The sequence below is a fragment of the Lysinibacillus sp. OL1 genome (assembly GCF_004332175.1).
Lineage (GTDB): Bacteria > Bacillota > Bacilli > Bacillales_A > Planococcaceae > Lysinibacillus > Lysinibacillus capsici.
In genome coordinates this window covers 184,449-198,772 of the sequence record NZ_SJDS01000002.1, presented here as the reverse complement: position 1 = coordinate 198,772, position 14,324 = coordinate 184,449, and the positions used below count along the sequence as shown (strand labels likewise).

15 protein-coding genes are annotated in these 14,324 nt (G+C 37.6%); 3 read left to right on the top strand and 12 right to left on the bottom strand.

Annotated elements, in window-relative coordinates; genetic code table 11:
• Nucleotide 1 precedes the first annotated feature (1 nt).
• Nucleotides 2–715 carry a 2OG-Fe(II) oxygenase gene (locus EW028_RS05360; RefSeq protein WP_131520173.1) on the bottom strand — a complete coding sequence of 238 codons (714 nt, stop codon included), beginning with the start codon at nucleotides 713–715 and terminating at the stop codon, nucleotides 2–4.
• 162 nt (nucleotides 716–877) lie between these two features.
• Here EW028_RS05360 and EW028_RS05355 point away from each other — a divergent pair, with 162 nt between their 5' ends.
• Nucleotides 878–1,789 (top strand): DNA-3-methyladenine glycosylase 2, encoded by a 912-nt coding sequence (locus tag EW028_RS05355; protein ID WP_131520172.1) that lies wholly within the window; start codon nucleotides 878–880, stop codon nucleotides 1,787–1,789.
• Nucleotides 1,790–1,914: 125 nt separating this feature from the next.
• Here the strand turns inward: EW028_RS05355 and EW028_RS05350 are convergent, their stop codons facing one another.
• On the bottom strand, nucleotides 1,915–2,796 hold the full coding sequence (locus EW028_RS05350; RefSeq protein ID WP_112118595.1) for a LysR family transcriptional regulator: 882 nt from the start codon (nucleotides 2,794–2,796) through the stop codon (nucleotides 1,915–1,917).
• 124 nt (nucleotides 2,797–2,920) lie between these two features.
• Between EW028_RS05350 and EW028_RS05345 the strand changes: the two genes are divergently transcribed.
• Nucleotides 2,921–3,820: a PhzF family phenazine biosynthesis protein gene (locus EW028_RS05345; RefSeq protein WP_131520171.1), complete on the top strand. Its 900-nt coding sequence runs from the start codon at nucleotides 2,921–2,923 to the stop codon at nucleotides 3,818–3,820.
• A 103-nt stretch (nucleotides 3,821–3,923) separates the two neighbouring features.
• Here the strand turns inward: EW028_RS05345 and EW028_RS05340 are convergent, their stop codons facing one another.
• Nucleotides 3,924–4,808 carry a LysR family transcriptional regulator gene (locus tag EW028_RS05340; protein WP_131520170.1) on the bottom strand — a complete coding sequence of 295 codons (885 nt, stop codon included), beginning with the start codon at nucleotides 4,806–4,808 and terminating at the stop codon, nucleotides 3,924–3,926.
• A gap of 104 nt (nucleotides 4,809–4,912) precedes the next feature.
• Between EW028_RS05340 and EW028_RS05335 the strand changes: the two genes are divergently transcribed.
• Nucleotides 4,913–5,680, top strand: coding sequence for a sulfite exporter TauE/SafE family protein (locus EW028_RS05335; RefSeq protein ID WP_131520169.1), 768 nt, complete (start codon nucleotides 4,913–4,915; stop codon nucleotides 5,678–5,680).
• A gap of 127 nt (nucleotides 5,681–5,807) precedes the next feature.
• Here EW028_RS05335 and EW028_RS05330 read toward each other — a convergent pair whose 3' ends face one another.
• The 9 genes from EW028_RS05330 to EW028_RS05290 all read right to left on the bottom strand — a co-directional run bounded on the left by EW028_RS05330 (nucleotide 5,808) and on the right by EW028_RS05290 (nucleotide 14,211).
• Nucleotides 5,808–6,560, bottom strand: coding sequence for an SDR family NAD(P)-dependent oxidoreductase (locus tag EW028_RS05330; RefSeq protein WP_131520168.1), 753 nt, complete (start codon nucleotides 6,558–6,560; stop codon nucleotides 5,808–5,810).
• A gap of 72 nt (nucleotides 6,561–6,632) precedes the next feature.
• Nucleotides 6,633–6,929: a hypothetical protein gene (locus EW028_RS05325; protein ID WP_048393027.1), complete on the bottom strand. Its 297-nt coding sequence runs from the start codon at nucleotides 6,927–6,929 to the stop codon at nucleotides 6,633–6,635.
• A gap of 58 nt (nucleotides 6,930–6,987) precedes the next feature.
• A complete protein-coding gene (locus EW028_RS05320; RefSeq protein WP_131520167.1) occupies nucleotides 6,988–7,503 on the bottom strand; it encodes a hypothetical protein in 516 nt (171 codons plus the stop codon).
• A 272-nt stretch (nucleotides 7,504–7,775) separates the two neighbouring features.
• Nucleotides 7,776–9,032, bottom strand: a complete 1,257-nt coding sequence (locus tag EW028_RS05315) for a DUF4179 domain-containing protein (RefSeq protein WP_131520166.1) — start codon at nucleotides 9,030–9,032, stop codon at nucleotides 7,776–7,778.
• Nucleotides 9,029–9,529: a sigma-70 family RNA polymerase sigma factor gene (locus tag EW028_RS05310; RefSeq protein ID WP_131520165.1), complete on the bottom strand. Its 501-nt coding sequence runs from the start codon at nucleotides 9,527–9,529 to the stop codon at nucleotides 9,029–9,031. The genes EW028_RS05315 and EW028_RS05310 overlap by 4 nt, the downstream gene beginning before the upstream one ends.
• Nucleotides 9,530–9,692: 163 nt before the next feature.
• Nucleotides 9,693–10,055: a hypothetical protein gene (locus EW028_RS05305; RefSeq protein WP_131520164.1), complete on the bottom strand. Its 363-nt coding sequence runs from the start codon at nucleotides 10,053–10,055 to the stop codon at nucleotides 9,693–9,695.
• A gap of 40 nt (nucleotides 10,056–10,095) precedes the next feature.
• Nucleotides 10,096–11,535 (bottom strand): MocR-like pyridoxine biosynthesis transcription factor PdxR, encoded by a 1,440-nt coding sequence (gene pdxR, locus EW028_RS05300; RefSeq protein ID WP_131520163.1) that lies wholly within the window; start codon nucleotides 11,533–11,535, stop codon nucleotides 10,096–10,098.
• Between the two features lie 133 nt (nucleotides 11,536–11,668).
• Nucleotides 11,669–12,970 carry a glutamate-1-semialdehyde 2,1-aminomutase gene (gene hemL, locus EW028_RS05295; protein WP_131520162.1) on the bottom strand — a complete coding sequence of 434 codons (1,302 nt, stop codon included), beginning with the start codon at nucleotides 12,968–12,970 and terminating at the stop codon, nucleotides 11,669–11,671.
• Between the two features lie 14 nt (nucleotides 12,971–12,984).
• Nucleotides 12,985–14,211 carry a benzoate/H(+) symporter BenE family transporter gene (locus EW028_RS05290; protein WP_131520161.1) on the bottom strand — a complete coding sequence of 409 codons (1,227 nt, stop codon included), beginning with the start codon at nucleotides 14,209–14,211 and terminating at the stop codon, nucleotides 12,985–12,987.
• Between the last annotated feature and the right edge of the window lie 113 nt (nucleotides 14,212–14,324).

Sequence of the window (14,324 nt, the reverse complement as noted above, 5' to 3'; positions counted from 1 at the left end):
TTTATTTAGAATCGTGAAAAATAATGCCAAGACCGTATCGTTCTCCAGCAGTAATCGTACTTACTCCATGACGAACCGTATGTTTATAATATCCCCTTTTCCCTAGAACAGGTCTATGGTTTGTAGGAAAGATGAGCGCACTGCCTTGGTCTAACGTAATGACATGTCCCCTACTCTGAGCACGTGGAATTTGTTCCACTAGGAGTGATTCTCCACCAAAAAAGTCTTGTTCGCGTTGATTTAATACAAATACTACTTGAAACGGGAAAAACACATCGCCATATAAATCTTGATGCAAACAATTAAAGCCACCTGTTTCATACTTTAAGAGTAACGGTGTCGGTCTAGTTTGTTCATATTCTTTACAAGTGTTCAAAAAATCTTGAAGCTGAGCTGGAAACTGCGCTGTTTTCTTTAAATAACCTAACCATCGATTAGCTGTTTTGGCCAATTCTTGATAAAAGGACTCTCTTAAACTTTGGATGATTTCAGGCAATGGATAGGAAAAATATTTGTATTCCCCCTCCCCAAAGCGATACCTCGTCATATTAATGGTCGTTCTATATGGCTCTTCTGTACTATACAACCCTATTAAGAATTCACATTCCTCTTTTGTTAAAATTACTGGAAGCTTTGCAAATCCTTGTTTATCTAGTTCCTGTTGAATGGAATCCCACTCCAAGCTGCCAACACGTGTTTGAATATCTTGGACCATTTTTATTCCCTCCTTAGCCTTCTTAATAACTAACACTATAACCTCATCAATAGAAAAAAATAAGGCGTTTAGAATGGAATAGCAAGATAACAAAATGAGTAAAGCTACTTTTATGATAAAGTAAACTAACAAACTGTGTATGTTGAAAAGGAGAATGAAAAAGTGATATGGCATGACGTTGACGATGTGATGATCATTACCTTACCAGCAAATTTTGATATGAATGCAAATCTAGGCTATTTAACAAGAGAAAAAAATGAATGCCTGTATGAAATAGAGAACAATATTATCACAAAAGTGATAGCCATTGGAGAAATGCAGTCTTTAGTACAGATAAGCGTAATCGATAATCAACAAATGGTTGTTCAATTCCTAAATGGTTCTAGGCCTATTGAAAAGAGGGAGCGGGAAAAAATTGCAACATATATACTTGAATGGTTTGATCTTGATAACGATTTAACGCCATTTTATGAAATGGCAAATACAGATCCATTACTTCAAATACCTGCCCAAAAATTCTATGGATTACGAGTTATCGGCATTCCCGATTTATTTGAAGCGTTATGCTGGGGCGTTTTAGGGCAACAAATCAACCTTGCCTTTGCCTACTCTTTAAAGAGACAATTTGTAGAAAGCTTTGGCGATTCTATCGAATGGAATGGTAAAAAGTATTGGGTATTCCCTCCCTACGAACGAATTGCACAGTTAGAACCTACTGACCTAGCAGCTATTAAAATGACGGTTAAAAAAAGTGAATATATCATTGGCATTGCAAGATTAATGGCATGCGGAGAATTATCGAAGGAACAATTAATGAAAATGAATTTTAAAGAGGCAGAAAAAAGCTTAATCAAAATACGAGGAATCGGACCTTGGACAGCCAATTACGTGCTAATGCGCTGCCTACGGTTTCAGACAGCTTTTCCAATCGATGATGTAGGTCTGATTAATTCAATAAAAACATTACGTAATATGAACCAAAAGCCTACGAAAGAGGAAATTTTAGCGCTCTCGATACCATGGAAAAACTGGGAATCCTACGCTACCTTCTATTTATGGCGTGTTCTTTACTAAATATCATCACCTTGATTTGAGCATGTTTTGAAAAAATGAACCAAAACATGCTCTTATGTGGCTACGGTTAATTCTTCTACAAAAAAGCACAATGACGATGAACAATCGCAATGGACACAGAATTCTTATAGCTGTAATTCTTTAATACAATCCATGGTTGTTTTTATAAACTCTTTGACAGCGGGAAGGGGTTGCTTCTTTGAGCGAGTAATAATGCTTATTTCTCGGAAAGGTTCGGGTAAGAGAGGTTTTACAATGGTACCTGCTAAATTATAGGGTAAAGCTAGTTCTGGTATGATTGTAATGCCTAATCCTTCACGTACCATTGCAATGATTGTTTGATTTTCTTCCACATTAAACTCTATGTTTGGGGATACCTCTTGTTCCTGTAAAAACTTCTTAACACTCACTTCACATCCTAGCTGAGGCATAATAAAAGCCTCCCCTTGAAGTTCTTCCGCCTTTACTTGTTCATTTATGGCAAGATGATGATGAATCGGTACGATTGCTACTAATCTATCTCTTACTATGGTGGTAGCCTCCAAATGATCCATGGGGTTACTTAAAGATGTAAAACCTATATCCACTTTTCCCTCTTCTACCCAACGTGTAATTTGGTCATAGCTCCCCTCATAAAAGTTTATTTCAATTCCCTTAAACTCTCCTTTAAACCGTGATATGATCGTTGGCAACACTTTTGAAGCAAAACTTGAAAAGCTGCCAATATTTATTTTTCCGTTTTGTATTCCTAAAATAGAAGCGGCTTCTTGTTTTATGCTTTCTGCTTCGGATAAGATATTTCTCATATTGTTGATGATACGTTCTCCACTATCTGTTAACGAGATGCCATTTCTTCCTCTATTCAAAAGTTTAATACCGAGTTCTGACTCTAATGAAGCGATATTATGGCTTATGCCCGATTGTGTCATCGCCAATATTTCACCTGCTTTTGTGAAATTTCCAATATCGACTACTTTGACGAATATTTCTATTTGCAAAAGGTTCACAAGCTAACCTCCGTATAAGATTTAACTTTCCATTCGACTTCCTCATGTTTAAGATTAAAAACATGAATTTTACTTATCAATTCTATCATACTACAATAATCTTAGAATGAAGGAGGAGATAGCAATGAAAAAAGTGGTAGAGTTTTTTTATGTTGATGCATTCACCACAGAAACGTTTGGAGGAAATCCAGCTGGCGTTATACCTCATGCAGAAAATTTAACAGATGAGGAAATGCTAAACATAGCCAATGAATTAAACCTTTCGGAAACGGCCTTTCTTTTACCATCAACAAATGTAAATGCAGATTATCAAATAAAATATTTTACTCCTACAAAAGAAGTTGACTTTTGCGGTCACGCTACGTTAGGTACAGCATGGTTAATGGCTAATAAGTACAATTGGATTGATAAGGACGAGAAAATAATCTTTGAATCAAACATTGGACTAATTCCTGTAAAATGGATTACGGAAAACAATCACTTAAAGAGCGTGTCCATGACTCAAGTACGTCCCCATATAAAAAGTATAGACATTAGCCCTGAAGTCGTTGCGGACCTTGTGGGTTTAGAGGAAACGGACATTGATGATCGATACCCGATAAAAATAGCGAACACAGGGGTCCCACATCTTATGGTTCCCGTTAAAACACGTCAAGCAATTGATCAAGCAGAACCTAAATTAAATGAGCTTAAAAAGATGAACAATCATTTTAACATATCAACCACTCACCTCTTTACCTTTGACACAAATGGGGAATTTGATATTTATACAAGAGATTTTTGCCCAAATATAGGGATCGATGAAGATCCAGTTACAGGGGCAGCAAACGGTGCATTAGGTGGTTATTTATATCTAGAAAATATACTAGCTCCACAAGAAAAACATCAATTAGTAATTGGGCAAGGACATACGATTAATAGACCTGGGACTCTTTATGTCACGATCACTCCTGATGGGGAGAATGCTGTTATTGAAGTAGCAGGAGCAGCAGTTGTTTCAATAGAAGGAAAAATACTTTTATAATACTATTTTTCTGAATTTTCCGTGTTAATTATCATCATAAAATAAACTTCTCTAAATTCTTCACTTAAATTTAGAGAAGTCTTATTTATGCCAAATAAAGTGGTTAGTTTAATGCATTTAAATGCGTTTTTAAGTATTGCAAAAATGGTTGCTCCATGAGATCGGTTTTTCGAGAACAAATAAATAAACTTTGCTGAATAGCTGCCTGCTCAACATACACTTGAGCAAGTTTCCCGTTTATTATACTTTCAGCCACACTATAGGACGGAGCTAAAGTCATGCCGTACCCCGCTTCCACTACTTTTATGGATTCATGTAAGCCCTGCATTTGAAGCCCTAACTTAGGTAATGGCGCATTAAAGGTGTAAAAAATGGACTCCAATAAATCGAGTGTCGAGCTACCACGTTCCCGATAAATAAAGTCCTCGTTCGATAATTCATAGATGGAGACCGTTTGATTTGCTAGAGGATGTGAAGGATGGACTATAAACCAAAAAGGGATATCCAATACCTTTTCAAATTGTAAATCTTCATGACCAATTTTACTTTGAACGACAAAGCCAAAATCTACTTCATAATTCAGAACTTGCTCCTCCACAGATTGAACATTGCCTAACGATACAAAAAATTCAATTTGAGGATGCGCAAGCTTGTATTTAGCTATGATAGGCGGAAGTATATAATTAATAGGGATGTAAGAGGACGCAATATGTATTTTGTCTTCCTTTGCTAAAAACTTACCAAGCTTCTCATCGATTTGTGCTTCTAAGTAAAATAAACGCATGCCTTGCTCGTATAAAAACTTCCCCTCTGGCGTTAATTGAATTCCACGCCCTTTACCTTCAATCAATTTTGCCCCTATTTCATTCTCTAATTTTCGAATTTGTATGGTCACAGCAGGTTGACTTAGTAGCATACTATTCGCCGCTGCAGTAATTCCTCCAAGCTTGGCTACATTCGTAAAGATCCTCAATGCATGTAAATTCATTCCATTCCAACCTTTCTATTCATAAATAATATTTATGAATAAGCAATAATTATATATTTGTTTTATGTATAGTTTACCAGTAATTTAAGTATTGAGGTGATTGAATGGAAATTTTACTACAGGAATGGTTAACAGTAAAAGGAGTTATTTTATTTACAATTGGTTTACTCGCAGCCATAATAGGCGTTCTTTTTGGTGCAGCAGGCTTTATTTTGATGCCTTCATTGTTGCTCGTCGGCATTCCAATTCATACAACTGTTGCTGTTAATAAATTTGCGACAGGCTTATCAGCCCTATCAAATGTTGTTTCATTTGTCATAAAAGGACATTTATCTGTAAAAAAGTATTTTTCTTTCATGTTTGTTGCTAGTTTAGGTGGAGTATTTGGGGCATTATTCGCAATCCTCTTATCGGAACAAATCATGAATGTCGTCGCTTGTATAAGCTTAATTTTTGCATTTCTGATTGTCCTTTGCAGTAATAAATGGATTGTCAAAGATGTAAAAGAAACAGAGGAACAACCCTTGAACAAGCTGATTCCATTTGCAATTTCCATATATGACGGTGGTTTTGGACCAGGCTCAGCTCTAATGAATATAACCTATTTCTTGAAAAAACAATACCATTATTTAAAAGCAGTCGAGTTAACGAGAATGCTCTCGTTATCAAGCTGTACAGGTGCTTTTCTCTTTTATTACTTTACTGGCATTGTTAATTGGGGAATTGCTATCCCTGTGTCACTTGGCTCTATTGCTGGCTCTTTCTTAGGTTTAAAGATCATTCCGTATATCCAAACAAAATGGATTCAAATTATTTTACCAATCATTTTTTTATTCTTAATTGCTCAAGTAGTGTCGGATTTAATAAAATAAACGAAACAAGTCCTACCTTTTTTGCCCCAAAATTTAAGGACATCTAAGGTGGAGCTTGTTTAGAATCCACAATTTACGACTGTTAGTATAATAGACGAAAGCAATAATAATTTGCCTATTTTTTTATTTATCTACCGCCACTCACATGTATAATTTCTCCAAGGATGTAATTTGAGGCATCAGAAGAAAGGAAGGCAATTACTTCTGCTATCTCTTTAGGCGCTGCAGCTCGTTTAATTGGTACAGCGGAAGCCATTCGTTCAAGCCGATTGTCGCCAGGAGCAAATTTATCGTGAAAGGGTGTCTCTACCATTCCAGGCGCTACCCCGTTCACGATAATTCCATATTCAATTAATTCTCTGGACATACCAATCGTCATTGTATTGATAGCTCCCTTAGCAGATGCGTAATGAATACTTTCCCCTGCCCCACCAATACGTGCAGCTGCAGAAGAGACATTAATAATTTTTCCGCATTTCTTCGGAATCATATATCTTAATACAGCTTGAGAGCATAAGAGCACACTATTGACATTTAGCTTGAATGTTTCTTCCCATAGCTCTTCACTCATCTCCATAAAAGTACTTTGACGGATGCCGCCTCCAGCGTTATTCACTAAAACATCAATTGTGCCGAATGTAGAAATAGCCTGCTCAATCATTGCGTTCACATCTTCTTTATTCACAATATTAGCTTGAATAGCAATGGCGTCTCCACCTTGTTCTTGAATTCGTTGGACAGCTTCGTTGGCACCTTCCACATTTGTATGATAATTGATAATTACTTTAGCCCCGTGTTTTGCCACTAGCTCAGCCGTGGCAAATCCAATACCTGAGCTTGCACCTGTGATAAGAATAACCTTTCCTAACAAGTTATGCATAGCGTCCCACCTAACGTTTTTAATAGTAATTCGTTCATAAACAACTCAATGCTCACGCACCACGATAGTTAATTATATGGTTCTACTACTAGTATATTTTTTAATGATCGTAACTAAAATCGCCAGAATAAATACAATCAAACTATTAATGAGTAAATAATAGGCAATGTTCAATCCATAGAATAATGCAAAGGGATCACGAATAATAATTAGTGCTAATACACTTCCTAGTCCACCAAATACACCTGCCAGTAGTAAAATGATAAAAGCAGCATTATATAGATTTTTCTTTTTTTTGTAGAATACAAACCCAATCACATTTGCAACAACAATTAAAAAGCCTATCAGTATGAAGAAAAAACCTTCCATTCAACTCCCTCTTTTCAAAACGATTTTGTCATGGGATAACTATTTCTTCCCCCTTGAATTAAAGTGGTCCACCCTCAAAACCAAAAGGCCAACCATTTTCTTTAAATTTCACTTTATACTGAAACTCAAAGTGACCCTCATAAATAAAAGCTAAACTAAAGCCTGAAAAGATATAACTATCAAAGTTAGCCATATTTCCAAAGCTTATTGTGGATAAATAATAACTGTTTATTTCTTGATTAGGAAAAAACTTATGTAAATACGCCAATGCGCAGCTTATATGTAAATGGAGTTCATCGAAAATTCTTTCTGCTAGTTCGATTATTCTCACCTCAGGATTTTCATTATTTCCTTGGATAATAATCTCTACATCCTCCCATTCCCCAATATTCATGCTGTATAACCACTGTTCCTGAATAAGATACTTTTCTTTATTGTATACAGGGGGATTGACTAGGTTTAATTCTTTGATGTCATCTTTAGTCAACGGTTTTGCAAGAATAAGCTTATTCTGCAAAATGTCTTTGATATTAGAGACCGTATATTTTGATTTGTTTAATTCTAAAGAGTCCATTTTCCACCTCCGTTTAAAGTAAGTTTACCTTAAATTTCTATAACTACCTACACTATAAGTTCAAAAAGAAAAAAGAGCTAGCTATGTAACTAAATCAAGAAAATATAACCGCTTCAAATTTAAAGATATCGTTACCCCTATTATAACTAAATTAAGTGCCTATTTAATTTATCATCTATCAAGCTGTTTAGAAAAGAAGCCCCCAACCCTTGCAGTCAAAAGAGCAAAACAGCTATTCAAAAAGATTCGTCTTTTTGAATAGCTGTTGCATTTTATTGTAATGGAATGTTTACTTCAATATTTTCCCCAATCGGATTAGGATAATAGTTCAAATATAGCTTAGCTTTCCCATTATATTCTTCAAATTGTGATGTCTCTACTACATACTGCTCGTCTCGTGAAATGGTCAAACTGTTGAATTCTAATGGCGTGCCATCTTCTTTTATGGCGTCAGAGAGCATTAATAGTTTGCCTTCATTATTTTTATTCATCTTAACTGCTACACTTTGCTGTTCTATTGAAATGTCCCCCTTAAAATAAGTAGGCTTCGTGAGTATTTCTTTTGTGCCAAAATCAAATTCGATAAAATCCTCACCCTTCGGCACAGCTTGAACGGCCCCAATCATAACCGTCAATGACGCGGGATCATCGAAATAATTACTTTGCAAATAGAGCGTAAATTGGCCATCGCGAATATTTCCATCTGTTGAAATATCATTTCTAATACTATCTCTACGTTCACCGCTTTCTGTCATGATGGCAACATCATCCAGCGCTAATAGTTGCATTGTATTATCTTTAGCTACCTCAATATCGAGTGCCACTTTTAATGGTGAACGGCGAATTTGGGTAATCGTAAATTTCTGTCCATTGACATCAATCGTACGATTTACAGTAGAAATTTTCTCCTTTGCGATCTCGTTTTTCAGTGAAAACGGTAAAGATATTTCAATGTTACCCTTCTCTTCATCCTGAAAGTGAAAAACTGCTTTAAAATCCTTGGAAGTATAGGCGATAGGCTTTAAAAAACTATATTTCACTGATGAAGAGATGTATGTTTGATTGCTTGCATTCATGGTAAACGTACAGCCGCATTCAATCTCCTCATCTCCTTGAAACAATTGAACTTTCTCTAAGTTTAATTTTGAAATATCAAATGAGGCATCAGCGTCATAGAAGAGGACAAATCCTAAATTATCGGCAATCACGCCCTGCAATGTAAGTGCTAGACCTTTTCTAGATTGCGTCACATTGATTTCTTCATAGTATTCATGATCTACAATATCTTTTATTCCTTTATCTATTGCAATCGCTGTTACAATTGCTTGAAAGCCAGGTATTTTGGCAACTTGACTAGCAATCGTTGGCGAGACGCGAATTGAAAAGAGTAGGCTTAGACAAAGCATGGCGATGAATGTAGCCGAAACAATGCGCTTCTTTCTTCTTTTTTCTCGTTGAACTTTCCGAAACATGTCCATGCGAACTTGTTGCAGTTTCTCCTTTGGAACGTCAATTAATGGTTTACTCATAGCCAGTCCTCCTTTTCTCTAGCAAAGCTTCTTAGCTTCTTTAAAATGTGATGAAGCTTAGATTTTACAGTCCCCTCAGGAATTTGATTGAGCTCAGCAATTTCTTTATTTTTTAGTTGCTGGAAATATTTCATATAGACGAGTTGCTGCTCCGATAAAGACAAATGTTCCAATAATCTCTCCATATCTGAGTAGATGACCCATTCAGATAAGTGGTGTTCCTCAATCTGAACAGTCGGTGGACGTTTTCGTAAATGGTCTTTACAACAATTGATTAAGACGCGCACAAGCCATGTTCTGGCATATTCGTGCTGTTGAACGGTATGCATTTTGTTGAGTGCTTTGTAAACAAGCTCCTGCATTACGTCCATAGCATCTTGCTCATTTTTCATATATGTAAAGGCCATGCGATATAAAATATCCTCATCCATTTCAATGAGTGAAAGTATCGCTTCTTGTTCTCCACGTATAGCACGCTGCTCTAATTCAAATTTCATCCTTTTTCGCCTCCTTCTCTCATTAGACTCACCATTGTTGCATTTCGTTCAAAATTTTTGAAACTTTTTAGGAAACTGTCATTCATCTCCCCATTAATAGTAAGAAGCGATTGCTCTAATTGAACAATCGCCTCTTCCCCTTACCTGTATGTATTGGTAAAAATTAAACACCATAATGAATCATCCATTTATCTTGTTTTATTGCTTCAGCTATTTTTTTGATTAATTCTTCAAGTTCTGCAGATTGGTATTCGACATTGGCTTCACACACCATATTTAAAAATTGTTTATGAGAGCTTGGTGGTATCAAGGTTATTCCCCAATAGGCGAGACTTTTAAATGGCCTATTTGTGTTGTGTGCAAAAGTTTCCAGGTGATGTATTTTTTTGCCAAAATCCTTAGAAAGCAGTTCATCAAAGAGATCACCATCTACACCGATGCAATTGTATTTTTCAGGTTCATAAGCAGCATACTCCTTGTCTTTTTCTATACAAGCAATGATTCCAAACTCATGGATGTATGGCATAGTATCGCAACCCCCAATTCCCTTTATGCCCGGCTAATGATTACGTTTCTTGCAAGAGGATCTTTGCAAGACGAAAAATGCCTTCCTCAATGGCTTGCTCATCAATTTTAGCAAAGCCGAGTACCCATCCTTTTCGATTATTTTCTAAGCAATATTTGCTCAGTGGATAAACACGTATCCCATTTTCGAGTGCGAGGTTCGTCGTTGCTTCTTCATCAAACGATTCTTCCGCCTCAAGAAGCATATGCAAACCCGTTTCAATGCCACTTAGCTTGAAACGTTCGGCTAGTCCTGTCGCCATGATTGCCTTTGTCATCGCTTCATGTCTACGTCGATAGACATTTCTGGCTCTCCTCATATGACGCATAAAATGACCGTGCTCAATAAAATGAGCAAGCGTTAATTGCTCCATAATGGGAAGATGCCGATAGGTTAATTGTTGTACTTGCGCAAGCTGACGAATAGCATCTTTTGGTCCGATAACAGCTGATATACGTATGCCAGGAGCAACCATTTTAGAAAAACTCATCATATATAATGTGTTGTGGGGTTGTTGGCTAAACAAGGTAGGAAGCGGGCCACCTCGATACCTGAACTCACCATCATAATCATCTTCTACAATCCAGAATTGATTTTTCGCGGATTTTTGCAGCAATTGTTGTTTGCGTGGCTCAGACATTATGACACCAACCGCACATTGGTGAGAAGGTGTAACAAAAATAAGCTTGGTTTGTGGATCAATCTGCTCTACTTGTACGCCATACTCATCCACGGGTACAGCAACGACATTCATACGCCTATATTTCATGGTCATCCAGGCTGCAGGAAAGCCTGGATCTTCAACAGAAACCGTTTCTCCTTCCTTTAGAAGGGCTTGAGCAATCAGATCGATGCTATGCTGCGCGCCAGAGGTTAAGATGATTTGGTCAATCTCTACATGTACCCCTCTTTCAAATGTGAGGTAACGTTGAATCTGTTCACGGAGCGGTGTGAAACCGTAGGCATCGCCATAGCCCCAATTGGTCAGATCTGTTTCTGCTGAAGCCTGTAAAAACGATTGTCGCCAAGTTTTTCGGAAATGCTCATCCAAATACGGCTCATGGGGACAAAAATCGATTGCGACGTTTCCATGTTCTTTGCCTCTAAACCAATTGTTTAATTCATCAACTGCCACGTTTAATAAAGGTAATGTTGGCGTGGATGGTCCTTGAGGAATCACCTCATCTGCCAAGTTGGTTTTAAATCCCCATTCACTTACTCTTGTTCCTCCACGCCAATTTGTCACGGTATACCCTCGACTAAATAATTCCTCATACACAATTTGTATGGTTGAGCGTGAAACACCTACTAATAAGGCGAGTTCTCGGGATGGAGGAAGTAACTCTCCTGGGGGCCATTTGCCTGTTGTAATATGATGAATAGCTTGGTCAAGTAACTGTTGCCATATGGGATTTTTATCGTCTCGGTTAACTTGTAACATTCAATTCACTTCCAGTTAGAATAGAGATTGTTAAAATATGCGAAAATTAATCGTTTTGTCCAGTCCATAATTATTATACTATCAAATCGATCATTTTATAGATATAGGATGTTTGTAGTCCACTTTGCATCATCTAATTACACGACATCCTTTTAAAGGCTACATCCGCAGCATGAATCGTTCTATCAATATCATGTGTGGAATGAGCAGTCGAGATAAATATACTTTCATATTGAGAAGGAGGTAGAAGTATACCCTGTTTAAGCATTTCTTTATAAAAACGGCGAAACATCTCAGCATCTATTTTTTGAGCATCATCAAAATTTTGTAAGGGATGATCGATGAATGCGTAGCCAATCATTGTCCCAGCTTTCGTTGTTTTAAGTGGAATATGATTGTTATGCGCTACTTTTGATAAGCCTTGAATAAGCCGCTCTGCTAACGCTTCGATATACGTATAACTGTTATGATTTAATTTATTGATTGTGGTATACCCTGCTACCATAGCCATTGGATTACCCGATAAGGTTCCAGCCTGATAAATACTACCTTCAGGTGCAATGTGATTCATGATTTCTTTTTTTCCACCATATGCCCCAACAGGCATCCCTCCACCAATGATCTTTCCTAAACATGTTAAGTCTGGTTTTATGTTATAAAGCCCTTGAGCAGAGTGGTAATCTATACGAAAACCAGTCATGACCTCATCGAGTATAAATAATCCACCATACTTTGTAGTGAAGGACCGTATTGCTTGAAGAAATTCAGGGTTAGCTGGTATTCCCGCCATATTGCCTGCAAACGGTTCTACGATGACTGCTGCAATTTGTGAGCCATATTTATCAAAGATCGTTTTCAGGACTTCGATATTATTATAAGGAATGGAGATTGTATGCTTAGTGATCTCTAAAGGCACACCCAGACTATCAGGAAGGCTGAATGTGGCAATACCTGAGCCTGCCTTTACTAATAGATGATCACTGTGCCCATGATAGTTTCCATCAAATTTCACAATCATATCTTTGCCAGTAAAGCCTCTAGCTAGTCTAATGGCGCTCATTGTCGCTTCTGTACCCGAATTAACCATTCGAATCTTCTCTATGGAAGGTATGCGAGTAGCTATTAATGTTGCTAGCTTATTTTCTTGTAAAGTTGGCAATCCAAAACTTGTCCCCCTCTTGATGGCTTCAAGGAGTGCATCTGAAACCTCCTTATCTGCATGTCCATGAATTAATGGGCCCCAAGATAGAACATAATCTATATAGCGATTGCCATCAATATCATATATTTGCGAGCCTTTCCCGTGACTCATAAAAATCGGCTCCATCCCAACTGATTGAAATGCTCTCACTGGGCTATTTACCCCACCAGGCATAAGCTTTTTTGCTATTTCGAAGGCTTCTATTGATTTCGTCGTATCGATGTTAAAAACCACCTTTCGTAGTGATATTATCTTTGTCTAATTTGTTGTCCCTCATTTATGCTTTGCTGTTTTCTGAGCAATGGAACATTTATTAATACATGTGCGCCCAAACCAGCTACAAGCCCCCAAAATGCCCCGCCAACTCCAAGTAAAGTAACATTTGCGGCTGTTGCCAAAAAAGTAATGAGTGCTGTTTCGCGTCCAATAGGATTTGTTAAAGCATTGGCAAGGCTACTACCAATTGTGCCTAGCAACGCTAATCCCGCTAATGTTGCAATGAACGTAGCTGGGAGAATTAAAAACAATGCAGCCAATGTTACCCCAAAAATTCCGACAATTATATAAAAAATGCCACAGACAATACCTGCAATATAACGTTTTCTTGAATCCTCATGAGCGTCCTTCCCCGTACAGATGGCTGCTGTAATGGCTGCTATGTTAAAAGCATGTGATCCAAAGGGTGCTGTCAGGAGTGATCCCAATCCTGTTACAAGCAAAATCGGATTGGCACTCGTTTTAAATCCATCATTTCGCAACACTAACATGCCTGGCATGTACTGTCCTGTTAGGGTAATAATAAAAAGCGGCAAAGCGACACCCAATAATGCATGTAGAGAAAATGTTGGCGTAACAAATACAGGAGACGCGAAGGCTAACTCGATATGGCTGAAATCTACCTGCCCCATACTTATTAAATAAATCAAGCCAATGACTAGAATACCGACAATTGCATAGCGAGATGTAAACCTTCTTAATACGATATACGTAGTAAACAGGACGATGACAAGTAAAGGTTCCACTTTCGCACCACCAAAGGCTGAAATACCAAATTGTAATAAAATACCTGCCAGTAGACCTGAAGCAATACCTGGAGGAATAAGTTGGACAAAACGTTCGAACATACCTGATAAACCTAACAAAACAAATGCTATTGCAGAAATAATATAAGCTCCAATGGCTTCAGCATATGGGGTAACAGCTAAAGCTGAAACAAGAAACGCCACGCCTGGTGTTGACCAAGCTGTAATAATGGGTTCACGATATCGGTAACTTAGCCAGATGCCCGTTACCCCCACACCAATGGAAATCGACCATATCCATGATGCAGTCATTTCTGGACTTAGACCAGCAACCTTGGCAGCCTGAAACACCAAGATAAAAGTGCCCCCATAGTTAACTAAGACAGATATAAAAGCAGCGATGGTGGGCGACAGGAAATCACGTACATTCAGTGAAACGGATGTTGAGTTCATACACTTTCCTACCTTTCTACAAATTATTTTAATCTCTTCTTCATACTAGAAATTCATCACGTATTCTCGTCCTTTAAGGACTGTTCCCTTGTGGAATGTCGTTTTCCTATTGT

Excerpts from the sequence above, each read along its gene's own strand:
- EW028_RS05290 (WP_131520161.1), bottom strand. The coding sequence starts at position 14,211 with ATGAACTCAACATCCGTTTCACTGAATGTACGTGATTTCCTGTCGCCC.
- EW028_RS05360 (WP_131520173.1), bottom strand. The coding sequence starts at position 715 with ATGGTCCAAGATATTCAAACACGTGTTGGCAGCTTGGAGTGGGATTCC.
- EW028_RS05330 (WP_131520168.1), bottom strand. The coding sequence starts at position 6,560 with ATGCATAACTTGTTAGGAAAGGTTATTCTTATCACAGGTGCAAGCTCA.
- EW028_RS05340 (WP_131520170.1), bottom strand. The coding sequence starts at position 4,808 with ATGAATTTACATGCATTGAGGATCTTTACGAATGTAGCCAAGCTTGGA.
- EW028_RS05325 (WP_048393027.1), bottom strand. The coding sequence starts at position 6,929 with ATGGAAGGTTTTTTCTTCATACTGATAGGCTTTTTAATTGTTGTTGCA.
- EW028_RS05315 (WP_131520166.1), bottom strand. The coding sequence starts at position 9,032 with ATGAGTAAACCATTAATTGACGTTCCAAAGGAGAAACTGCAACAAGTT.
- EW028_RS05320 (WP_131520167.1), bottom strand. The coding sequence starts at position 7,503 with ATGGACTCTTTAGAATTAAACAAATCAAAATATACGGTCTCTAATATC.
- EW028_RS05310 (WP_131520165.1), bottom strand. The coding sequence starts at position 9,529 with ATGAAATTTGAATTAGAGCAGCGTGCTATACGTGGAGAACAAGAAGCG.
- EW028_RS05345 (WP_131520171.1), top strand. The coding sequence starts at position 2,921 with ATGAAAAAAGTGGTAGAGTTTTTTTATGTTGATGCATTCACCACAGAA.
- EW028_RS05305 (WP_131520164.1), bottom strand. The coding sequence starts at position 10,055 with ATGCCATACATCCATGAGTTTGGAATCATTGCTTGTATAGAAAAAGAC.
- pdxR (WP_131520163.1), bottom strand. The coding sequence starts at position 11,535 with ATGTTACAAGTTAACCGAGACGATAAAAATCCCATATGGCAACAGTTA.
- EW028_RS05335 (WP_131520169.1), top strand. The coding sequence starts at position 4,913 with ATGGAAATTTTACTACAGGAATGGTTAACAGTAAAAGGAGTTATTTTA.